Source organism: Caulobacter sp. GW821-FHT11E11 (assembly GCF_058808315.1).
This window is the reverse complement of the sequence record NZ_JBXARO010000011.1, coordinates 68,868-86,324: the sequence shown is the minus strand read 5'-3', so window position 1 is coordinate 86,324 and position 17,457 is coordinate 68,868. Positions and strand designations below refer to the sequence as shown.

The 17,457-nt window shown below is 65.9% G+C and carries 15 protein-coding genes and 2 tRNA genes; 4 read left to right on the top strand and 13 right to left on the bottom strand.

The window, feature by feature from the left end:
- Positions 1 to 85 precede the first annotated feature (85 nt).
- Positions 86 to 1,078, top strand: a complete 993-nt coding sequence (locus AC1RR5_RS23940; RefSeq protein ID WP_492925763.1) for an LLM class flavin-dependent oxidoreductase — start codon at positions 86 to 88, stop codon at positions 1,076 to 1,078.
- Here AC1RR5_RS23940 and AC1RR5_RS23935 read toward each other — a convergent pair.
- From AC1RR5_RS23935 to clpX, 7 genes are all read right to left on the bottom strand, one after another.
- Positions 1,075 to 2,277, bottom strand: coding sequence for a glycosyltransferase family 4 protein (locus AC1RR5_RS23935; protein WP_492926021.1), 1,203 nt, complete (start codon positions 2,275 to 2,277; stop codon positions 1,075 to 1,077). The two genes, AC1RR5_RS23940 and AC1RR5_RS23935, sit on opposite strands and share 4 nt — an antisense overlap.
- Before the next feature lie 74 nt (positions 2,278 to 2,351).
- Positions 2,352 to 2,552 carry a type II toxin-antitoxin system antitoxin gene (locus AC1RR5_RS23930; protein WP_492925761.1) on the bottom strand — a complete coding sequence of 67 codons (201 nt, stop codon included), beginning with the start codon at positions 2,550 to 2,552 and terminating at the stop codon, positions 2,352 to 2,354.
- Position 2,553: 1 nt separating this feature from the next.
- A complete protein-coding gene (locus tag AC1RR5_RS23925; protein ID WP_492925759.1) occupies positions 2,554 to 3,426 on the bottom strand; it encodes an SPFH domain-containing protein in 873 nt (290 codons plus the stop codon).
- A gap of 128 nt (positions 3,427 to 3,554) precedes the next feature.
- Positions 3,555 to 3,629 (bottom strand) — tRNA-Val (locus tag AC1RR5_RS23920).
- Positions 3,630 to 3,741: 112 nt separating this feature from the next.
- Positions 3,742 to 4,020: an HU family DNA-binding protein gene (locus AC1RR5_RS23915; RefSeq protein ID WP_172271492.1), complete on the bottom strand. Its 279-nt coding sequence runs from the start codon at positions 4,018 to 4,020 to the stop codon at positions 3,742 to 3,744.
- A gap of 143 nt (positions 4,021 to 4,163) precedes the next feature.
- Complete coding sequence (gene lon / locus AC1RR5_RS23910) at positions 4,164 to 6,563, bottom strand: endopeptidase La (RefSeq protein WP_492925757.1); 2,400 nt, start codon at positions 6,561 to 6,563, stop codon at positions 4,164 to 4,166.
- Between the two features lie 401 nt (positions 6,564 to 6,964).
- Positions 6,965 to 8,227, bottom strand: coding sequence for an ATP-dependent Clp protease ATP-binding subunit ClpX (clpX, locus tag AC1RR5_RS23905; RefSeq protein WP_492925755.1), 1,263 nt, complete (start codon positions 8,225 to 8,227; stop codon positions 6,965 to 6,967).
- Between the two features lie 341 nt (positions 8,228 to 8,568).
- Here clpX and AC1RR5_RS23900 point away from each other — a divergent pair, with 341 nt between their 5' ends.
- Positions 8,569 to 9,240, top strand: coding sequence for an HAD-IB family hydrolase (locus tag AC1RR5_RS23900; RefSeq protein WP_492925753.1), 672 nt, complete (start codon positions 8,569 to 8,571; stop codon positions 9,238 to 9,240).
- An 84-nt stretch (positions 9,241 to 9,324) separates the two neighbouring features.
- On the opposite strand, the gene AC1RR5_RS23895 is transcribed toward AC1RR5_RS23900, so the two are convergent.
- The 6 genes from AC1RR5_RS23895 to AC1RR5_RS23870 all read right to left on the bottom strand — a co-directional run bounded on the left by AC1RR5_RS23895 (position 9,325) and on the right by AC1RR5_RS23870 (position 15,413).
- On the bottom strand, positions 9,325 to 9,963 hold the full coding sequence (locus AC1RR5_RS23895; protein ID WP_199170567.1) for an ATP-dependent Clp protease proteolytic subunit: 639 nt from the start codon (positions 9,961 to 9,963) through the stop codon (positions 9,325 to 9,327).
- A gap of 183 nt (positions 9,964 to 10,146) precedes the next feature.
- Positions 10,147 to 11,505: a trigger factor gene (tig, locus tag AC1RR5_RS23890; RefSeq protein WP_492925751.1), complete on the bottom strand. Its 1,359-nt coding sequence runs from the start codon at positions 11,503 to 11,505 to the stop codon at positions 10,147 to 10,149.
- Between the two features lie 196 nt (positions 11,506 to 11,701).
- Positions 11,702 to 11,786 (bottom strand) — tRNA-Leu (locus AC1RR5_RS23885).
- A 45-nt stretch (positions 11,787 to 11,831) separates the two neighbouring features.
- Positions 11,832 to 13,283, bottom strand: coding sequence for an NAD(P)H-hydrate dehydratase (locus tag AC1RR5_RS23880; RefSeq protein ID WP_492925749.1), 1,452 nt, complete (start codon positions 13,281 to 13,283; stop codon positions 11,832 to 11,834).
- A gap of 10 nt (positions 13,284 to 13,293) precedes the next feature.
- Positions 13,294 to 13,857 carry a histidine phosphatase family protein gene (locus tag AC1RR5_RS23875; protein WP_492925747.1) on the bottom strand — a complete coding sequence of 188 codons (564 nt, stop codon included), beginning with the start codon at positions 13,855 to 13,857 and terminating at the stop codon, positions 13,294 to 13,296.
- Between the two features lie 5 nt (positions 13,858 to 13,862).
- On the bottom strand, positions 13,863 to 15,413 hold the full coding sequence (locus AC1RR5_RS23870) for an acetyl-CoA acetyltransferase (protein ID WP_492925745.1): 1,551 nt from the start codon (positions 15,411 to 15,413) through the stop codon (positions 13,863 to 13,865).
- Positions 15,414 to 15,648: 235 nt separating this feature from the next.
- Here AC1RR5_RS23870 and AC1RR5_RS23865 point away from each other — a divergent pair, with 235 nt between their 5' ends.
- Together AC1RR5_RS23865 and glnA are read left to right on the top strand one after the other, a co-directional pair.
- A complete protein-coding gene (locus AC1RR5_RS23865; RefSeq protein ID WP_492925743.1) occupies positions 15,649 to 15,987 on the top strand; it encodes a P-II family nitrogen regulator in 339 nt (112 codons plus the stop codon).
- Between the two features lie 43 nt (positions 15,988 to 16,030).
- A complete protein-coding gene (gene glnA / locus AC1RR5_RS23860) occupies positions 16,031 to 17,440 on the top strand; it encodes a type I glutamate--ammonia ligase (RefSeq protein WP_492925741.1) in 1,410 nt (469 codons plus the stop codon).
- Positions 17,441 to 17,457 lie beyond the last annotated feature (17 nt).

Genomic DNA, 17,457 nt, shown 5'->3' with positions numbered 1-17,457 from the left:
CCACCGTCCAGTGGTTCTTCTCCTTACATCGATAATGCTCTTCGCAACGCCTTGAGTTGCGGTTTCCGCACGCCATGTAGCGGACATGACCTCCGCTTACCCGCCGTTCTCCGTCCTCGACCTGGCGCCCGTTCCGCAAGGCACGCCCGTCGGACAAGCCCTCCACAACAGCCTCGATCTGGCCCAGCACGCCGAATCCCTCGGCTTCCACCGCTATTGGCTGGCCGAGCACCACAACATGCCGGGAATCGCCTCGGCCGCGACGGCCGTGGTCATCGGCCACGTGGCCGGCGGGACGAAGACGATTCGAGTCGGTTCGGGCGGCGTCATGCTGCCCAACCACGCACCGCTGATGGTCGCCGAGCAGTTCGGCACGCTCGCCGCGCTCTATCCTGGCCGCATTGACCTAGGCTTGGGCCGCGCGCCCGGCACCGACCAGGCCACCATGCGGGCTTTGCGTCGCTATGCCGGCGCCGTCGATTCGTTCGCCCAGGACGTCGTCGAGCTGCAGCACTGGTTCAAGCCGGCCGATCCCGACCAGAATATCCGCGCCGTGCCGGGCGAGGGCCAGGACGTGCCGATCTGGCTCTTGGGCTCCTCGACCTGGGGCGCGCAGCTGGCCGCCGCCCTCGGCCTGCCGTTCGCTTTCGCCGCTCACTTCGCGCCCGACTCGCTACTGGACGCTCTGCTGCTCTATCGCCGGCACTTCAAGCCGTCTGAGGTCTTGGACAAGCCCTACGCCATGGTCTGCATCGGGGTGTGCGCGGCCGATACCGACGCGGAGGCGACTCGCCTGGCGACCTCGACCCAGCAGCAGTTCCTGGCCCTCCGCCGTGGCCGTCCGGGCCTGTTGCCGCCGCCAGTCGACGACATCCGCGAGCACGCCTCGGAAGCCGAGTTGGCGGGTCTGGACCACACCTTCCAATACTCGGCGATCGGTTCGCCCGAGACGGTGAAGCGCAAGGTCGAGCAGATTCTGAAGCTGACCGAGGCCGACGAGCTGATGTTCGCCTCGCAGATCTACGATCACGCCGCCCGCAAGCGCAGCTACGAGATCCTCGCAGCGCTCAGGGGCTAGTGGTCGCGCAGCTGAAGCTGGTCGCCGAACGCCTTGCGACCAGTCAGGCCGCCGTAGATTCCGCAGAGTTGGCGGAAAACCGCGTCCCAGCCATGGCGCTCGACCGCGCGTAGGCGTGCCGCCGCGCCGATGGCGGCGACGTCGCGCGCGAACAGGGCCTCGATCGCCTCGGCGAAGGCGGCGGGCTCTGACACCGACGCCAGCTGACCAACTTCCTCGTCGACCGATTCGGCCACACCGCCGGCGGCGACGCCGACCACGGGCAGGCCGCAGGCCATGGCCTCCAGCACGATCAAACCAAACGGCTCGTTGTCGTTGCCGTGGACAAACGCGTCGCAGCTGGCCAGCACGCCAGCCAGGGTCGCCGGATCGCGAACATAGTCCAGGCACAGGGCCCGGTCGCTGACTGGCGCTCCACCGCCGGCGCCGACAAACAGCAGCTTGTAGGGCGCGCCCAGACGCTCGACCGCACCGACCAGCACGTCCAGCTTCTTCTCACGCGCCGGACGGCCCGCAAAGACCAGCAGGCGCTCGTCCGGCGAGACGCCGAGTCGCCGGCGCAGACCATCACGATCCGCGCGCGAGGGATGGAAAAGATCGGTGTCGACGCCCAGTGGCAGGCCGATGGCGTTGTGCACGCCGGCCTCGATCAGCCGGCCGGCGATGAACCGGCTGGGGGCCACGGCCTGGTCGAACTGGCGATAAATCGCCGCCCAACGCTTCTGGACGGGCTTTTCGGCCCACTCGCCAATATGCAGCGCCGCCAGCTTGCCCAGATCGGTGTGGCAAAAGCCGACGACCGGGATGCCCAGGGCGTCCCCTGCCCTCAACGCCGCCAGGCCCGGGGTGTAGGGATCGCCGGCCTCGATGATGTCGGGACGCTGACGGATCAGGCGCTCCATCCAGGCTGCCTTGACCACGGGCCAGCGATAGCCGGCCCCGAACGGCAGCGGCGCGGCATAGATCGAGACTCGGCCTAGGCCGTCGTAGGAATCGCGCGCGCCCGGCACGACCAGCGTGTGGCGTACATCCTGGCGATTGGCCGCCAGCCAGGCGCGCTTGGAGGCCAGGTAACGACGCACGCCGCCACTGCGCGGCGCATAGAGCATGGTGGTGTCGACGAGGCGGACGGGGCCATCAGTCGACGGAGCGATGTCAGAGAGAAAACCAGGCTGGCTCAACGGTCGGGTCGATCGCAGGTCCGTCACGCCGATTCCTCATCGCTACTCCAGGCCCCCCATACGGCCCTGGAACGATAAAGCTTTTGCGACACTCACAGTTCCTCGCCGTTCCCGGACGATTTCAGAGTGACGCCGCGCCGCCCGAGGGCCTCACGCAGCAACATCTCTACCTGAGCATTCACGCTGCGCAACTCCGCATCGGCCAGCCGCTCGACGGCGGCCAGCACCTCAGGACGGACGCGCATCAGGAACGCGCGCCGCCCGCCTTTCGCCTCGTTGGGGTCGCCCGCCACGTCAGCCGTACAGTGTGCCGGTGTTGACCACGGGCTGGGCCTCGCGGTCGGCGCACAGCACCACCAGCAGGTTGGAGACCATCGCCGCGCGCCGCTCGTCGTCCAATTCGACGACGCCCCGCTCGGACAGTTGGGCGAGCGCGCTCTCGACCATGTCGACGGCCCCGGCCACGATCGTGCGGCGGGCGGCCAGCACGGCCTCGGCCTGCTGGCGCTTGAGCATCGAGCCGGCGATCTCGGGGGCATAGGCCAGGTGCATCAGGTGGGCCTCGTCGATAGCGACGCCGGCGACGTTGCAGCGCAGCTGCAGGTCTTTCTGCAGCCGGTCGCCGACCTCCTCGGCGTGGGCGCGCAGGGTCGGCTCGCCCTCCTCGGCGTGGTCGTAGGCATAGTGCGAGGCGACCTCGCGCAGGCCGGTCTCGATCTGGATGTTCACGAAGGCGACGTAGTCGTCGACGTCGAACAGGGCCTGGCCCGAGTCCTTCACCCGCCAGACGATGTTGGCGGCGATCTCGATCGGGTTGCCGCGCTTGTCGTTGACCTTCAGCGTCTCGCTGGTGACGTTGCGCACCCGCAGGCTGATCTTCTTGCGGCCGTACCAGAACAGGATCCAGCGCAGGCCGGTCTTGCGGTCGGTGCCCACGTACGAGCCGAACAGCGTGATGGCGTAGGCCTCGTTCGGCTGCAGCGAATAGAAGCCGGCCGACACCAGCATGAACAGCAGGATCAGACCGACACCGATGGCGGGCAGGTCCTGCACGAACATGAAGATCGCGCCCCCGACCAGGAACGGCAGCGCCAGCAACGGCAGGCCGCCGCTCGTGCCGCCGTGCGCGCGTTCGACGGTCGGATTGATGGTGTGGGTCTCGGTCATGGCGCTCCTCCAGCGGTGCGATCAAAGTGATATCACTTCGACCAGCGTTACGCAGGTTAAAACGGCGCCATGTAGCCACGCCCCGCGCTGGCTGGCGCGAGGTTGGATCGGACGGGTGCTGGAAGGAATGGTGGGCAGTGAGGGGATCGAACCCCCGACCCTCTCGGTGTAAACGAGACGCTCTACCGCTGAGCTAACTGCCCTCTTGGGTCGGCGCTTCTAGCCGTAGCCGCGCGCCGCGCATAGCGCGAAAACGAAAAGGCGGAACGTCAGCCCCCCAGGATGACGCTCCGCCTCTCTTAAGCGGAAACTGGTTTAGCCGTTCAGCGAGGACTTCAGGCCTTCGCCGACCTGGAAGCGCGCGGTCTTGGACGCGGGACGGTTGACCGTCTCGCCGGTGCGCGGATTGCGGGCGGTGCCGGCGGCGCGGGCCACGGCCTTGAAGGTGCCGAAACCGACAAGGCGAACGTCCTGACCCGATTTCAGCGAGTCGGTGACGGCGTCGATGAAAGCCTCCAGCGCGTCCTTCGCCTGGTTCTTGTTGATGCCCGCCTTCTCGGCGATCGCCGTTACGAGTTCGGCTTTTGTGGTCATGTTTTTCTCCCAGCCTGAGCAGCGCCGCTTATTCCTTACGGCGCTTGGCTCAGCGGGGGATTATGGCGGCATAAAATGCCCCGTCAAACGCGAGCGGCGCGGGAAACTCCCGCGCCGCCTAAGTTATCAACGATTAGTTGCGTTTAGTGGGTCAGAACGGCGTCCCCGTCGGGGTCATCCTTCTTCGCACCCGCAGCAATCGGCTCATCCGCCTCGTTCCATTCGACCGGGGTCAAAGGGCCGGTGAGGCCGTGCTTGAGCACCTCGTCCATGGTCGAGACCGGGATGATTTCCAGACCATCCTTGACGCTCTGGGGCACATCCACGAGGTCCTTCTCGTTCTCCTGCGGGATCAGCACGGTCTTCACGCCGGAGCGCAGAGCCGCCAGCAGCTTTTCCTTCAGGCCGCCGATGGCGGTGACCCGGCCGCGCAGGGTGATCTCGCCGGTCATGGCGATATCCTTGCGGATCGGGATGCCGGTCAGCACCGAGACGATGGCCAGACCCATGGCCGCGCCGGCGGACGGACCGTCCTTGGGCGTGGCGCCGTCCGGCACGTGGATATGGACGTCGGTCTTCTCGAAGATCGGCGGCTTGATGCCGAACTGCGTCGCCCGCGAACGGACGTAGCTGTTGGCCGCCGAGATCGACTCCTTCATCACGTCCTTGAGATTGCCGGTGATCGACATGCGACCCTTGCCCGGCATCTTCACGGCTTCGATGGTCAGGATGTCGCCGCCGAATTCCGTCCAAGCCAGACCGGTGACGATGCCGACTTGGTCGACTTCGTCGGTCTCGCCGTAACGGTACTTCTTGACGCCCGAGTACTTGGCCAGGCGCTCATCGTCGATGGTGATCGTGGCCACCTTTTCGCGGGCCAGATCACGCACCGTCTTGCGCGCCAGGGCGCCCAGTTCCCGCTCCAGTGACCGCACGCCGGCTTCCCGGGTGTAGTAGCGGATCAGGTCGCGGATCGCCTTGTCCGGAACGATGAACTCGGCCGGCTTCAGGCCGTGGTCCTTGCTCAGCTTCGGCAGGATGTGACGCTTGGCGATCTCCAGCTTCTCATCCTCGGTGTAGCCGGGGATGCGGATGATCTCCATGCGGTCCAGCAGCGGCTGGGGCATGTTCAAGCTGTTGGCCGTCGTGACGAACATCACCTGGCTCAGGTCGTAGTCGACCTCCAGATAGTGGTCGCCGAAGGTCGAGTTCTGCGACGGATCGAGCACTTCCAGCAGCGCCGAGGCGGGGTCGCCGCGGTAGTCGCTGCCCATCTTGTCGATCTCGTCCAGCAGGACGAAGGCGTTGGTGGTCTTGGCCTTCTTCATCGACTGGACGACCTTGCCGGGCATCGAGCCGATATAGGTGCGGCGGTGACCGCGGATCTCGGCCTCGTCACGCACGCCGCCCAGCGACATACGCACGAACTCGCGACCGGTGGCCTTGGCCAACGACTTGCCCAGCGAGGTCTTGCCGACGCCGGGAGGACCGACGAGGCACAGGATCGGGCCCTTCAGCGAGTTGGTCCGGGCCTGGACGGCCAGGTACTCGAGGATCCGTTCCTTGACCTTGTCGAGGCCGTAGTGGTCCTCGTCGAGGATGCCTTCGGCTTCCGGCAGGTCGATCTTCTTGGTCTTGGCCTTGCCCCACGGGATCGACAGCAGCCAGTCCAGATAGTTGCGGACGACGGTGCTCTCGGCCGACATCGGGCTCATGTTGCGCAGCTTCTTCAGCTCGCTCTCGGCCTTGGTGCGGGCTTCCTTGGAAAGCTTGGTCTTCTTGATGCGCTTTTCGAGATCGATCAGCTCGTCGCGCGAGTCATCCGGATCACCCAACTCGCGCTGGATCGCCTTCATCTGTTCGTTCAGATAGTACTCGCGCTGGGTCTTCTCCATCTGGCGCTTGACGCGCGAGCGGATCTTCTTCTCGACCTGCAGCACCGAGATCTCGCCCTCCATCAGGGCGAAGACCTTCTCCAGGCGCTTCACGACGTCGAAGATTTCCAGCAGGTGCTGCTTGTCGCCGATCTTCACCGACAGGTGGGCGGCGATGCTGTCGGCCAGCTTGCCCGGCTCGGCGATCTGCGGGATCGACGCCAGGGCCTCCGGCGGCACCTTCTTGTTCAGTTTGACGTAGTTTTCGAATTGCTCGACGACCGCGCGTGACAGGGCTTCGGCCTCGGGGCCTGCGCCTTCGTCTTCGCTGACTTCGCCGATCTGGGCCTCGTAGAAGGACTCCTGGTCGGTGAACTTCACGACGGCCGCGCGGCCCTTGCCTTCGACCAGCACCTTGACGGTGCCGTCGGGCAGCTTCAGCAGCTGCAGGACGGTGGCCAGGACGCCGACGTCGAAGATGTCGCCCGGCGCCGGATCATCATCCGCCGAGTTCTTCTGGGTGACGAGCAGGATCTGCTTGTCGCCGCGCATGACTTCCTCGAGCGCGCGCACGGATTTGTCGCGGCCCACGAAGAGCGGCACGACCATGTGCGGGAACACAACGATATCCCGCAGCGGCAAAACAGGAAGCGTACGTAGTTCGGACATGTGCTCAATACTCCCGGCCGTCAGCGCCCCTAGACGCCTTGGCCCTGCGGGCCGCCGTAACATCAGACGATGCGCCTGAGTCGATCGGCCCGTCCGCCCGTGACTGGGCGAATGGTCGTTATTTATGTGGACGTTTTACAACAGGGTTCAAGCGCACTCGCCCAACAGCGGCGACAGGTCGCGCAGCACAGGCAAAGCTGGGGCGCGCATGCCCCTTGTCCGGCCGTAGAGGGCAAGTTCGTCCAAATCCCAGTATTTTATGGGCCTTTCGCTCGCTCAAGCTGCCCGTGGCGCCGAAGCCTCACTGGTCGTGCAACAGGTTTACGAAGCGGCTTTATCCACGAAAAAGGCGCGCCTCCCTGTGGAAGACGCGCCCTGTTTCTCGCGGTGAAGCTTCAGCTTTAGGCCGAAGCGGCCCCGCCCTTCTTCTCGGCGTAGATCAGCAGCGGCTGAGCGCGGCCTTCGACGACCTCGGCATTGACCACCACTTCCTCGACGCCCTCGTAGTTGGGCAGCTCGAACATGGTCTCCAGCAGGATGCCTTCCATGATGGAACGCAGGCCGCGGGCGCCGGTCTTGCGGGCGATGGCCTTCTTGGCGACGCCGTGGAGGGCGTCCTCGGTGAAGGTCAGGCCGATGTTCTCCATCTCGAACAGGCGCTGGTACTGCTTGACGAAGGCGTTCTTCGGCTCGGTCAGGATCTTGACCAGGGCGGTCTCGTCGAGATCCTCCAGGGTCGCGATCACCGGCAGACGGCCGATGAATTCCGGGATCAGGCCGAAGCGCTGCAGATCGTCGGGCTCGACGTTCCGCAGGATCTCGCCCGTGCGGCGCTCTTCCGGATCGGTCACTTTCGCGCCGAAGCCGATCGACTTGGCCGCGCCGCGCGCCGAGATGATCTTCTCGAGGCCGGCGAAGGCGCCACCGCAGATGAACAGGATGTTCGTGGTGTCGACCTGCAGGAACTCCTGCTGCGGATGCTTGCGCCCGCCTTGCGGCGGCACGGAGGCGACGGTGCCTTCCATGATCTTCAGCAGGGCCTGCTGCACGCCTTCGCCCGACACGTCGCGCGTGATCGACGGGTTGTCGGACTTGCGGCTGATCTTGTCGATTTCGTCGATGTACACGATGCCGCGCTGGGCGCGCTCGACGTTATAGTCGGCGGCTTGCAGCAGCTTCAGCACGATGTTCTCGACGTCTTCACCGACGTAACCGGCTTCGGTCAGCGTCGTGGCGTCGGCCATCGTGAATGGCACGTCGATGATTCGCGCCAACGTCTGGGCCAGCAGCGTCTTACCCGTACCGGTCGGACCGACCAGCAGGATGTTCGACTTGGCCAGTTCGACGTCGTTGTTCTTCGATGCGTGGTTCAGCCGCTTGTAGTGGTTGTGGACAGCAACCGCGAGAACCTTCTTGGCGTGACCTTGGCCGATCACATAGTCGTCCAGAACTTCGCAGATCTCACGCGGCGTCGGGACGCCGTCCTTGGACTTCACGAAGGCGATCTTGTGCTCTTCGCGGATGATATCCATGCAAAGCTCGACGCATTCATCACAAATGAACACCGTCGGCCCTGCGATGAGCTTGCGCACCTCGTGCTGGCTCTTTCCGCAGAAAGAACAATACAGAGTGCTCTTGGTGTCGCCGCTCGCGGCTTTCGTCATGATCGCTTCTCACACTATGGCGACTTACGGCTTACGCCGGTGACGCCCCTCCGAGCGCACACACCGCCACCGAAGCAGACAGGATATACGCCGGGAGTTGTCTAATCCTTGACAATCCCCGATCCGGGCGCGGTTCACAAGCCTTGGAGGCGGGCTTTCCGCCTGAAACGCTCGAACCCGCCGGATCGTGTCATGACCCAGTCATCTAAATTGGGCGATTGGCGCTCGGGCGCAAGCGTCGGTCGTCTTGGCCCTTACCGCGAGCGCCGGAAGACCGTATGACCGAACACTGGAATCGTATGGAACGGCGCGCGGCGGGCGCGGCTGGCAATGGAAGGTCTATGGCGAAGCGTTCGTTGATGGCCAAGGGGTTGAGCGCGTCGCGCCCGATGACCGGCGACATGGGCCACGAGCCCGCCCTGGTGGCTTTCGACTTTGACGGCACCCTGACCGTGAAGGACAGTTTCAACGCATTCCTGAAGTGGCGCGCGGGCCGCAGATGGACACGCGGCGTCATCCGCCTGACCCCGTCCCTGATCGCCTATGTGTTCGACAGGAACCGCGCGAAACTCAAGGCCGCCGCGGTTCGCGAGTTCATGAAGGGCGCGACGGTCACCCAGATCGAGAACGACGCGCGGGCCTTCGCCGAGACCCACGCCCCGTCCCTGCTGCGTCCCGACGCCCTGGCCGTCTGGCGGTCCTGGCGGGCCAAGGGCGCCAAGCTTGTCATCGTAACCGCCTCCCCCGAAATCACCGTCGCGCCGTTCGCGCGGGGCCTGGGCGCCGACATGCTGATCGGCACGCGGCTGATGACCAACGAGGATGGCCGCATCCTGGGCGGGCTGGACGGGAACAACTGCCGGGCCAAGGAAAAGGTGCTGCGCCTGCGCGAGGCCTTCGGCCCCGACGTACACCTGACGGCCGCCTATGGCGACACCTCGGGCGACACCGAGATGCTCGCGATCGCCGACGAGAAGGGCTACCGCGTGTTCCGAGGCCGCCCCGCGACCTGAGCGGATTTGTCGCAGCTAAACGGGCAAAGAAAAAGCCGCCGATCCTAAGATCGGCGGCTTTCTCGTTTTCAGCGTCCGATCGCCTTATTCGGCGATGTCCGGACCGTCGCGGCTTTCGTTGATGTGGTCGATCAGACCCCAGGCCTTGGCTTCCTCGGCGCTCATGAAGTGGTCGCGGTCCAGCGTGCGCTCGACCTCTTCATAGGTGCGGCCGCAGTGCTTGACGTAGATTTCGTTCAGGCGGCGCTTGGTCTTGATGATGTCCTCGGCGTGGCGCTCGATGTCCGAGGCCTGGCCGCGGAAACCGCCCGACGGCTGGTGCACCATGATGCGCGAGTTCGGCAGCGAGATGCGCTGGCCGGGCGCGCCGGCGGCGAGCAGCAGGCTGCCCATCGAGGCGGCCATGCCCATGCACACCGTCGAGACCGGGCTCTTGATGTATTGCATGGTGTCGTAGATCGCGAGACCAGCCGTCACCACGCCGCCCGGCGAGTTGATGTACATGGCGATCTCTTTCTTGGGGTTCTCGGACTCCAGGAACAGCAGCTGGGCGCAGATCAGGCTGGCCATGCCGTCCTCGACCGGACCGGTCAGGAAGATGATCCGTTCCTTCAGCAGGCGCGAGAAGATGTCGAAGGCGCGTTCGCCACGGCTGGTCTGCTCGACCACCATCGGAACCAGGTTCATGGCCGTGGCCATCGGATCGTACATCATCGGGATCACCCTTCGTCGTGTGCCTAAACACTTGCTTATGGGGCGCGCGAAAACGAATCAGCTCCGCCGCGCCGTCGCTCTCGCATATCGCGTGGCGCTTAACAGGTTGCAAGGAGCCGGCGGTTTCGCGGCCAAACGAAAAAGGCGCGGCCCTCGCGAGCCGCGCCTCATTTCTTTCAGCTTTCGCCGGCCTTAGCCGCCGTAGCCTTCCGGCAGGTCGTCTTCTTCCAGGAGCTCGTCCTTGGAGACTTCCTTTTCCTCGACCTTGGCCTTGCCGAAGATCAGGTCGACGACCTTGTCTTCGTAGATCGGGGCGCGCAGGGCGGCCTGCAGGTCGGCGCGCTGGCGGTACATGTCGAACACTTGCTGGGCCTGAGCGCCGTACTGGCGGGCTTCGCGCATGATCGCGTCGGTCAGTTCCTGGTCGGTGACGACGACGTCGTTCTTGCGACCGATTTCGGCCAGCACCAGACCCAGGCGCACGCGGCGCTCAGCGATCTTGCGGTACTCGTCCTTCAGGGTGTCTTCCGACTTCTCGGCGTCTTCCGGCGGCAGGCCGCCGCGGGCCTTGTCGGCCTCGACCTGTTGCCAGATGCCGGCGAACTCGGCGTCGACCATGCGCGGCGGCAGGGCGAAGTCGTGCTTGGTGTCCAGGACGTCCAGCAGGGCGCGCTTCAGCTTGAAGCGCGAGCTGTTCTCGTAGCGGCTGCCCAGGTTCGAGCGCAACAGGTCGGTCAGGGCGGCCAGGTCCGACAGGCCCAGGCGCTTGGCCAGCTCGTCGTCGGCCTTGCCGTCGACCGGCGCGCGGACTTCGGTGACCTTGGTGGCGAACTCGGCGTCCTTACCGGCCAGGTCGGCGGCTTGGTACTCTTCCGGGAACTTCACCTTCACGACGATCTCGTCGCCCGGCTTGGCGCCGACCAGTTGTTCTTCGAAGCCCGGGATGAATTGGCCCGAACCCAGGACCAGCTCGGCGCCTTCGGCCTTGCCGCCGGCGAATTCGACGCCGTCGATCGTGCCGACGAAGTCGATCAGCAGTTGGTCGCCGTCCTTGGCCTTCAGGCTCTTGCCCGTGCGCGGCTCATAGGTGCGGGCCTGCTTGGCCAGCTCGGCCAGGGCTTCTTCGACTTCCTCGTCGCCGACCTTGTAGACCGGCTTGACCAGTTCGATCGACGTCGGGTCGATCGGTTCGAATTCCGGCATCACTTCGACGGCCAGATCGAAGACCAGGTCTTCGCCGCCGTTGATGACCTTGTCCATGTCCGAGGTCGGGTTCAGCTCGGGCTGACCGGCCGGACGCAGCTTGTTCTCTTCCAGGACCTTCGAGGTCGTCTCGTTCAGAGCCTGCTCGATGACTTCGCCCATCAGGCCCTTGCCGTACAGGCGGCGAACGTGGGCCGTCGGCACCTTGCCGGGACGGAAGCCCTTCACGTTCATCTGCGGCGCGACTTCGGCGATGCGCGCTTCCAGGCGCGTGGCCAGTTCACTCGCGGGCACCGTGACACCGAACACGCGGCTGAGGCCTTCGCCCGACTTTTCAACGATCTGCATCGACATTCTTTAATTCTCGGGTCCGAGGCGCCGAGCGCCCGAGCTCCGCCCTGGGGTCCAAAGATCGACGCCGCCCGCGAGGCCGGGGCGGCGAAAGAGCGCCCTTATGTCACGACGTGCGCGAGCATCCAAGAGCGCGATAAGTAAAACTCGTGACAGCTTGCCCGGTCTTTTGAGCAGGCCGTCACGAGGCGTCTGGTGCGGATGAGAGGACTCGAACCTCCACGCCTCTCGGCGCTAGAACCTAAATCTAGTGCGTCTACCAGTTTCGCCACATCCGCGTGCGAGGGGGATTACGGACTTAACCCCCGCCGCGCAAGTCCCGGTCAGCGTCGCGCGTAAAGCTCGCTCAGCACGGCGGGCGCGAGATCCGGCAGGTCCTCGGCGATCAGGCCAGGGCCGTGGCGGGCGCCGCATTCGGCGTGGATCCAGGCCCCGGCGCAGGCGGCCTCGAAGCTGTCCATGCCCTGGGCGATCAGGCCGCCGATGAAGCCGGCCAGCACGTCGCCCGAACCGGCCGTGGCCAACCAGGGCGAGCCATTCAGCGACACGGCCGCCCGGCCGTCGGGCGCGGCGACCACGGTGTCTGGGCCCTTGAGCAGGACGACGGCCCCTGCCCGCCTAGCCGCCTCGCGAGTCGCGGCGATGCGCTCGGGCGACCGTCCCAGCAGGCCGGGGAAGATCCGCTCGAACTCGCCCGGGTGCGGGGTGAGTACGTCGTCGCGATCGAGGCAGGCGAACAGGGTCTCGACGTCGTGCCGAAAGCTGGTGAGGGCGTCGGCGTCGACGACCAGGGCCGCGCCGGTCTGGGCCAGGGCCTGCAGGTTTTGTGCGGTCGCCTCCCCTACCCCGGCGGCCGGACCGATGATCACCGCGTCGGCATCCTCGGCGGCGACGGCCAGGTCGGCCTCCGCCCCGAACGGCGCCAGCATGATCGCCTCCAGGTGGGCGGCATTGACCGCCAGGGCGCCCGGCGGCGACAGCAGGGTCACCGCGCCGGCGCCGATCCGCAGGGCCCCGCGCGCCGCCAGCCGCGCCGCGCCGGTGCTCCACATCTCGCCGCTGATCACCTTGAGTCGGCCGCGCGTGTGCTTGTGAGCGTCCAGCGCCGGCCACGGGAAGCGCTTGCCCCACAGGTCCGGATCATTCTCAAAGAGGTCCGCGCTCTCGCCGGGCCACAGGCCGATGTCGGCGACGATGATCTCGCCGCAGGCCTTACGGCCCTCGACCAGCACGTGGGCGGGCTTGCGGCGATGGAAGGTCACGGTCAGATCGGCGCGGAAGGCGGTCTCGCCCAGCGGTCGGCTGGTGTCGCCGTGCAAACCGGACGGCGTATCGACCGCGACGATCGTCAGCGGCTGCTCGACGGAAGCCCGCGCCAGCTTGGCGACTTCGCCCTCCAGCGGCCGCGACAGGCCCGCCCCGAACAACGCGTCTATATAGAGCGTGCCGCCGGAGAGCTCCGTCGACAGCGCCCGCGTCTCGCCCTTCCAGCGGGAAGCGGCCCAGCGGCAGGCGTCGGAGGACGGCGGATAGGCGGCCTCGACCACGACCTGCCAACCGCGCCGGCGCAGGTGACGGGCGGCGACATAGCCGTCACCGCCGTTGTCGCCGGGGCCGCACCAGATCACCACGGGGCGTCGGGCGTAGCGGGCGCGAACGGCCTGGGCCACCGCCTCCCCGGCTCGCTCCATCAGGACCGGCGTCGGCGTGCCGCGCTCGACGGCGGCGCGGTCGGCCGCGGCCATCTGGGCGACCGTCAAAATCTCTCGCGCCACGCCTACTCCTTCACAGCACCTGGCTCTGAGCTTCACGCCCTTTCTCCACCAGGATCAAGCGGTCGCCTTCGATCCCGAAGACGGTGCGCGAGCAGTGGTCGGGCCGGAACGCCATGACCTCGGCCTGGCCGGTCGCGACGCCGACCGCCGCGTTCAGGGCGACGAAGTGACTGAACACCGCCGCGCCCGCGTGCTCGCGCAGCGCTGCCGCGACGCCTTGCGTCCAGGCGACATAGTCCAGGTCGCCCTGGATCTCGTCCCAGCGACCGCCAAAGGCCTGGCGCAACCAGGCGGGCCGTTCTTCGTGGCTCAGCGCCGCCGGGGTCGGGATCTCGCCGACGCGCGGATCGATGACGATCTCCACGCCCAAGGCGTCGGCCAGCGGCTCGGCCGTCTCGCGGCAACGGCGCAGCGGTGAGGACACCACCCGCGTCGGCCGCTCCGGCAGGGCCAGGATCTCCTTGGCGACGGCCAGGGCCTGCAGCAGGCCCGTGTCGTCCAGGCCTGGATCCTCGTCATCGCCGCCCCAGGTGGCGGCGGGTTTCCCATGGCGGATCACATGCACTCTATTCATGGCGCTCAGTCCGGGACGAACAGGTTGCGCACGCCGTCCGGATGCGGTCCGACCACGCCGGTGCGGCCGACGCCTTCGCGGCTTTCCAGGTCGCGCAGCACCTCGGGATCGTCGGGCGTCTGGGCGACAAAGCGGCGGCCTTGCGCGTCGCGACCGATGATGATGCCCATGCGGACACCCTCGCGGCCGTGCACGACGGTGTAGGTCTCGATGGTCGCCGGTCCCTCAGGCTTCTCGACGATCTCGGGATGCGGCAGGGCGTCGATCTGGGCCTGGATCACCGACGGCGGCTGGCGCTCCCATTTCCCCTCGACCGGCTTGGTCGAATAGATGCCGACCGACTGCTTGGTCAGGAACCAGCCGTTGGCCGTCGACAGGCCATAGGCGCCGGGTCGCTCGCGCAGCCGCGTGACCATCTCGGCGATGGCGTGCAGGGCGTAGTTGTTTCCCGGCCCGCCGAAATACGGCAGGCCGCCGGTGATCGTCAGGCCGCGCGGATCGTCCAGGGCCAGGCCGATCTCCTCGGCCCCGACCCGCACCGCTGAAGGGAAGCAGGAATAGAGGTCAATGACGTCGAGGTCCTCGACCCCGATCCCGGCCATCTCCAGCGCCCGTTCGCCGGTCAGGCGCATGGCCGGACTGGAGTGATAGTCCTGCCGTTCCAGCGGATACCAGAGGTCCGAGGCGTCGGCGCAGCCGTGCAGGAACACCCACTTGTCTTCCGGCACGCCCAGCTCACGCGCCTTGGCGACGCTGGCGATCAGCACGGCGGCCGACTGGTCCACCTCCATAACGGCGTTCAGGTACTTCGGGTACGGATAGCCGACCATCCGATTGCGGTCGGTTACGGTGACTAGTTCCTCGGCCGAACGCTCGACCGGGAACCAGGCGTGGGGATTGGCGGCGGCGACCTTGGTGAAAGGCGCGAAGAATTCGCCCAACTGCTTCTGGTGATCCGCCAGCGACCGCCCGTCCCGCGCCCGCAGCGCGTTCTCGAACAGAGGATAGGTGTTCACCGGATAGCCCAAGCCGTGCGCGCCCTCCTGCCGGGTGACGCCCGGACGCGGATCGCCGATGCGCTTTGGCGTACTGGTGATGTCGTCGCCCCAGCCCTCGAAGCCCAGGCCGCCCTTCATCCTCTTCATCAGCGAACCCAGGAATTCGGCGCCCGTCACCAGGGCCAGGCTCGACTCGCCCTGGGCGATCCGTTCGCAGACGATATTGACCGCCTGCTGCGGGCTGTTGCCGCCGGTCTCGGTGTAGACGCTCCACCCCGGCGCCGCGCCGACCGCCCGCGCCAGCGAGGCCGGCGGATCCGCCAGACGCGGCAACGGCAACTTCGACAGCCCTCCCGGGGCGTCGATGCTGAACGCAACGACCGCCAAAGCGTCGAGATCGGCAAGAACCGACCCTTTCAGCCCGGCATCGAGAACCGCTCTATCCGCCGCAGTTTTCAGCAATTCCAGCGGAGATGGTGAATTTCCCGGCTCGCCTCGATACGTGAATTGGCCCGCGCCAATCAAAACCGGCGTGTCGTCGCGCACGTTCACCCCCATTCAAACGATCGTTGGGCGCGATCGTAGGCGCGAAACCGCATGCCGCAAGGCCATTTGGCGGCCATTCCGAAAATGCACATTTCGACGGCGCCAGACGCCCAAGATTTAATCACATGCCTGGAAGTCAACCGTTCGGTCAGGTTTGTCGCAGGCCCTCGCTTGCGACGCTCCGGACGGCGTGATGGTTGCCCGCTCAGTGAAGGCGGTTCGCCGCCGACGGGACCGAGTGGAACCGATGAAGAAGATCGAAGCCGTCATCAAGCCGTTCAAGCTGGATGAGGTGAAGGAGGCCCTGCAGGACATGGGCGTCCAGGGCATGACCGTGCTCGAAGCCAAGGGCTATGGCCGTCAGAAGGGCCACACCGAACTCTATCGCGGCGCCGAGTACGTCGTGGACTTCCTCCCCAAGATCAAGGTGGAGGTGGTCGTCGAGGACAGCCAGCTGGAACCCGCGCTGGAAGCCATCACCCGCGCCGCCCGCACGGGCCGCATCGGCGACGGCAAGATTTTCGTCTCGGAGATCGCGGAAGTCATCCGCATCCGAACCGGAGAAACCGGCCCGGCCGCCGTCTAAGGCCCGGTCGCAATAGCTACAGACTCTACAAAGGGGATACGGAATGACTACCGCCAAGGATATCCTGAACCTGATCAAGGAAAAGGACGTCAAGTACGTCGACGTCCGCTTCACCGACGTGCGCGGTAAGCTGCAGCACGTCACGTTCGACATCGACCTGGTTGACGATGACTTCCTGAACGACGGCACGATGTTCGACGGTTCGTCGATCGCCGGCTGGAAGGCCATCAACGAGTCGGACATGAAGCTGCGCCCAGACCTGGATAGCGCGATCATCGACCCGTTCTACCAGCAGACGACCCTGGCGCTGTTCTGCGACGTCGTGAACCCTGACACCGGCACCCCCTACAACCGCGACCCGCGCTCGATCGCCAAGGCCGCGCTGAACTACGTGAAGTCGGCCGGCATCGGCGACACCGTCTATTTCGGTCCGGAAGCCGAGTTCTTCATCTTCGACGACGTGCGTTGGTCGACGGCTCCGCACGACACCGGCTACTCGTTCGACTCGACCGAACTGCCGGTCAACTCGGGCAAGGTCTATCCGGAAGGCAACATGGGCCACCGCCCGGGCCCCAAGGGCGGCTACTTCCCGGTGAACCCGGTCGACTCGGCCCAAGACCTGCGCGGCGAAATGCTGGCCGTCATGGGCGAACTGGGCATGAAGCCGGAAAAGCACCACCACGAGGTGGCCCCGGCCCAGCACGAACTCGGCCTGAAGTTCGACACCATGGTCGTGATGGCCGACCGGATGCAGCTCTACAAGTACGTCATCCACAACGTCGCCGCCGCCTACGGCAAGACGGCCACCTTCATGGCCAAGCCGATGTTCGCCGACAACGGCTCGGGCATGCACGTCCACCAGTCGATCTGGGAAAACGGCAAGCCGCTGTTCGCCGGTGACAAGTACGCCGGCCTCTCGCAAGAGTGCCTGTGGTACATCGGCGGCATCATCAAGCACGCCAAGGCCATCAACGCGTTCTCGAACTCGACGACGAACTCGTACAAGCGCCTGGTGCCCGGCTACGAAGCCCCGGTGAAGCTGGCCTACAGCTCGCGCAACCGCTCGGCCTCGATCCGCATCCCGCACGTCGACTCGCCGAAGGCCAAGCGTCTGGAAGCTCGCTTCCCCGACCCGATGGGCAACCCCTATCTGACCTTCGTCGCCCTGCTGATGGCCGGCCTGGACGGCATCATCAACAAGATCGATCCGGGCGCTCCCGCCGACAAGAACCTGTACGACCTGCCGCCCCGCGAGCAGAAGAAGATCCCGGAAGTCTGCGGCTCGCTGCGCGAAGCCCTGGAAAGCCTGGACAAGGACCGCGCCTTCCTGAAGGCCGGCGGCGTCATGGATGACGACTTCATCGACAGCTACATCGAGCTGAAGATGGAAGAGGTGATGCGCCTGCAACTGCACCCGCACCCGGTCGAATTCGAGATGTACTACAAGTGCTAATCGCTTAAGCGGTCAAA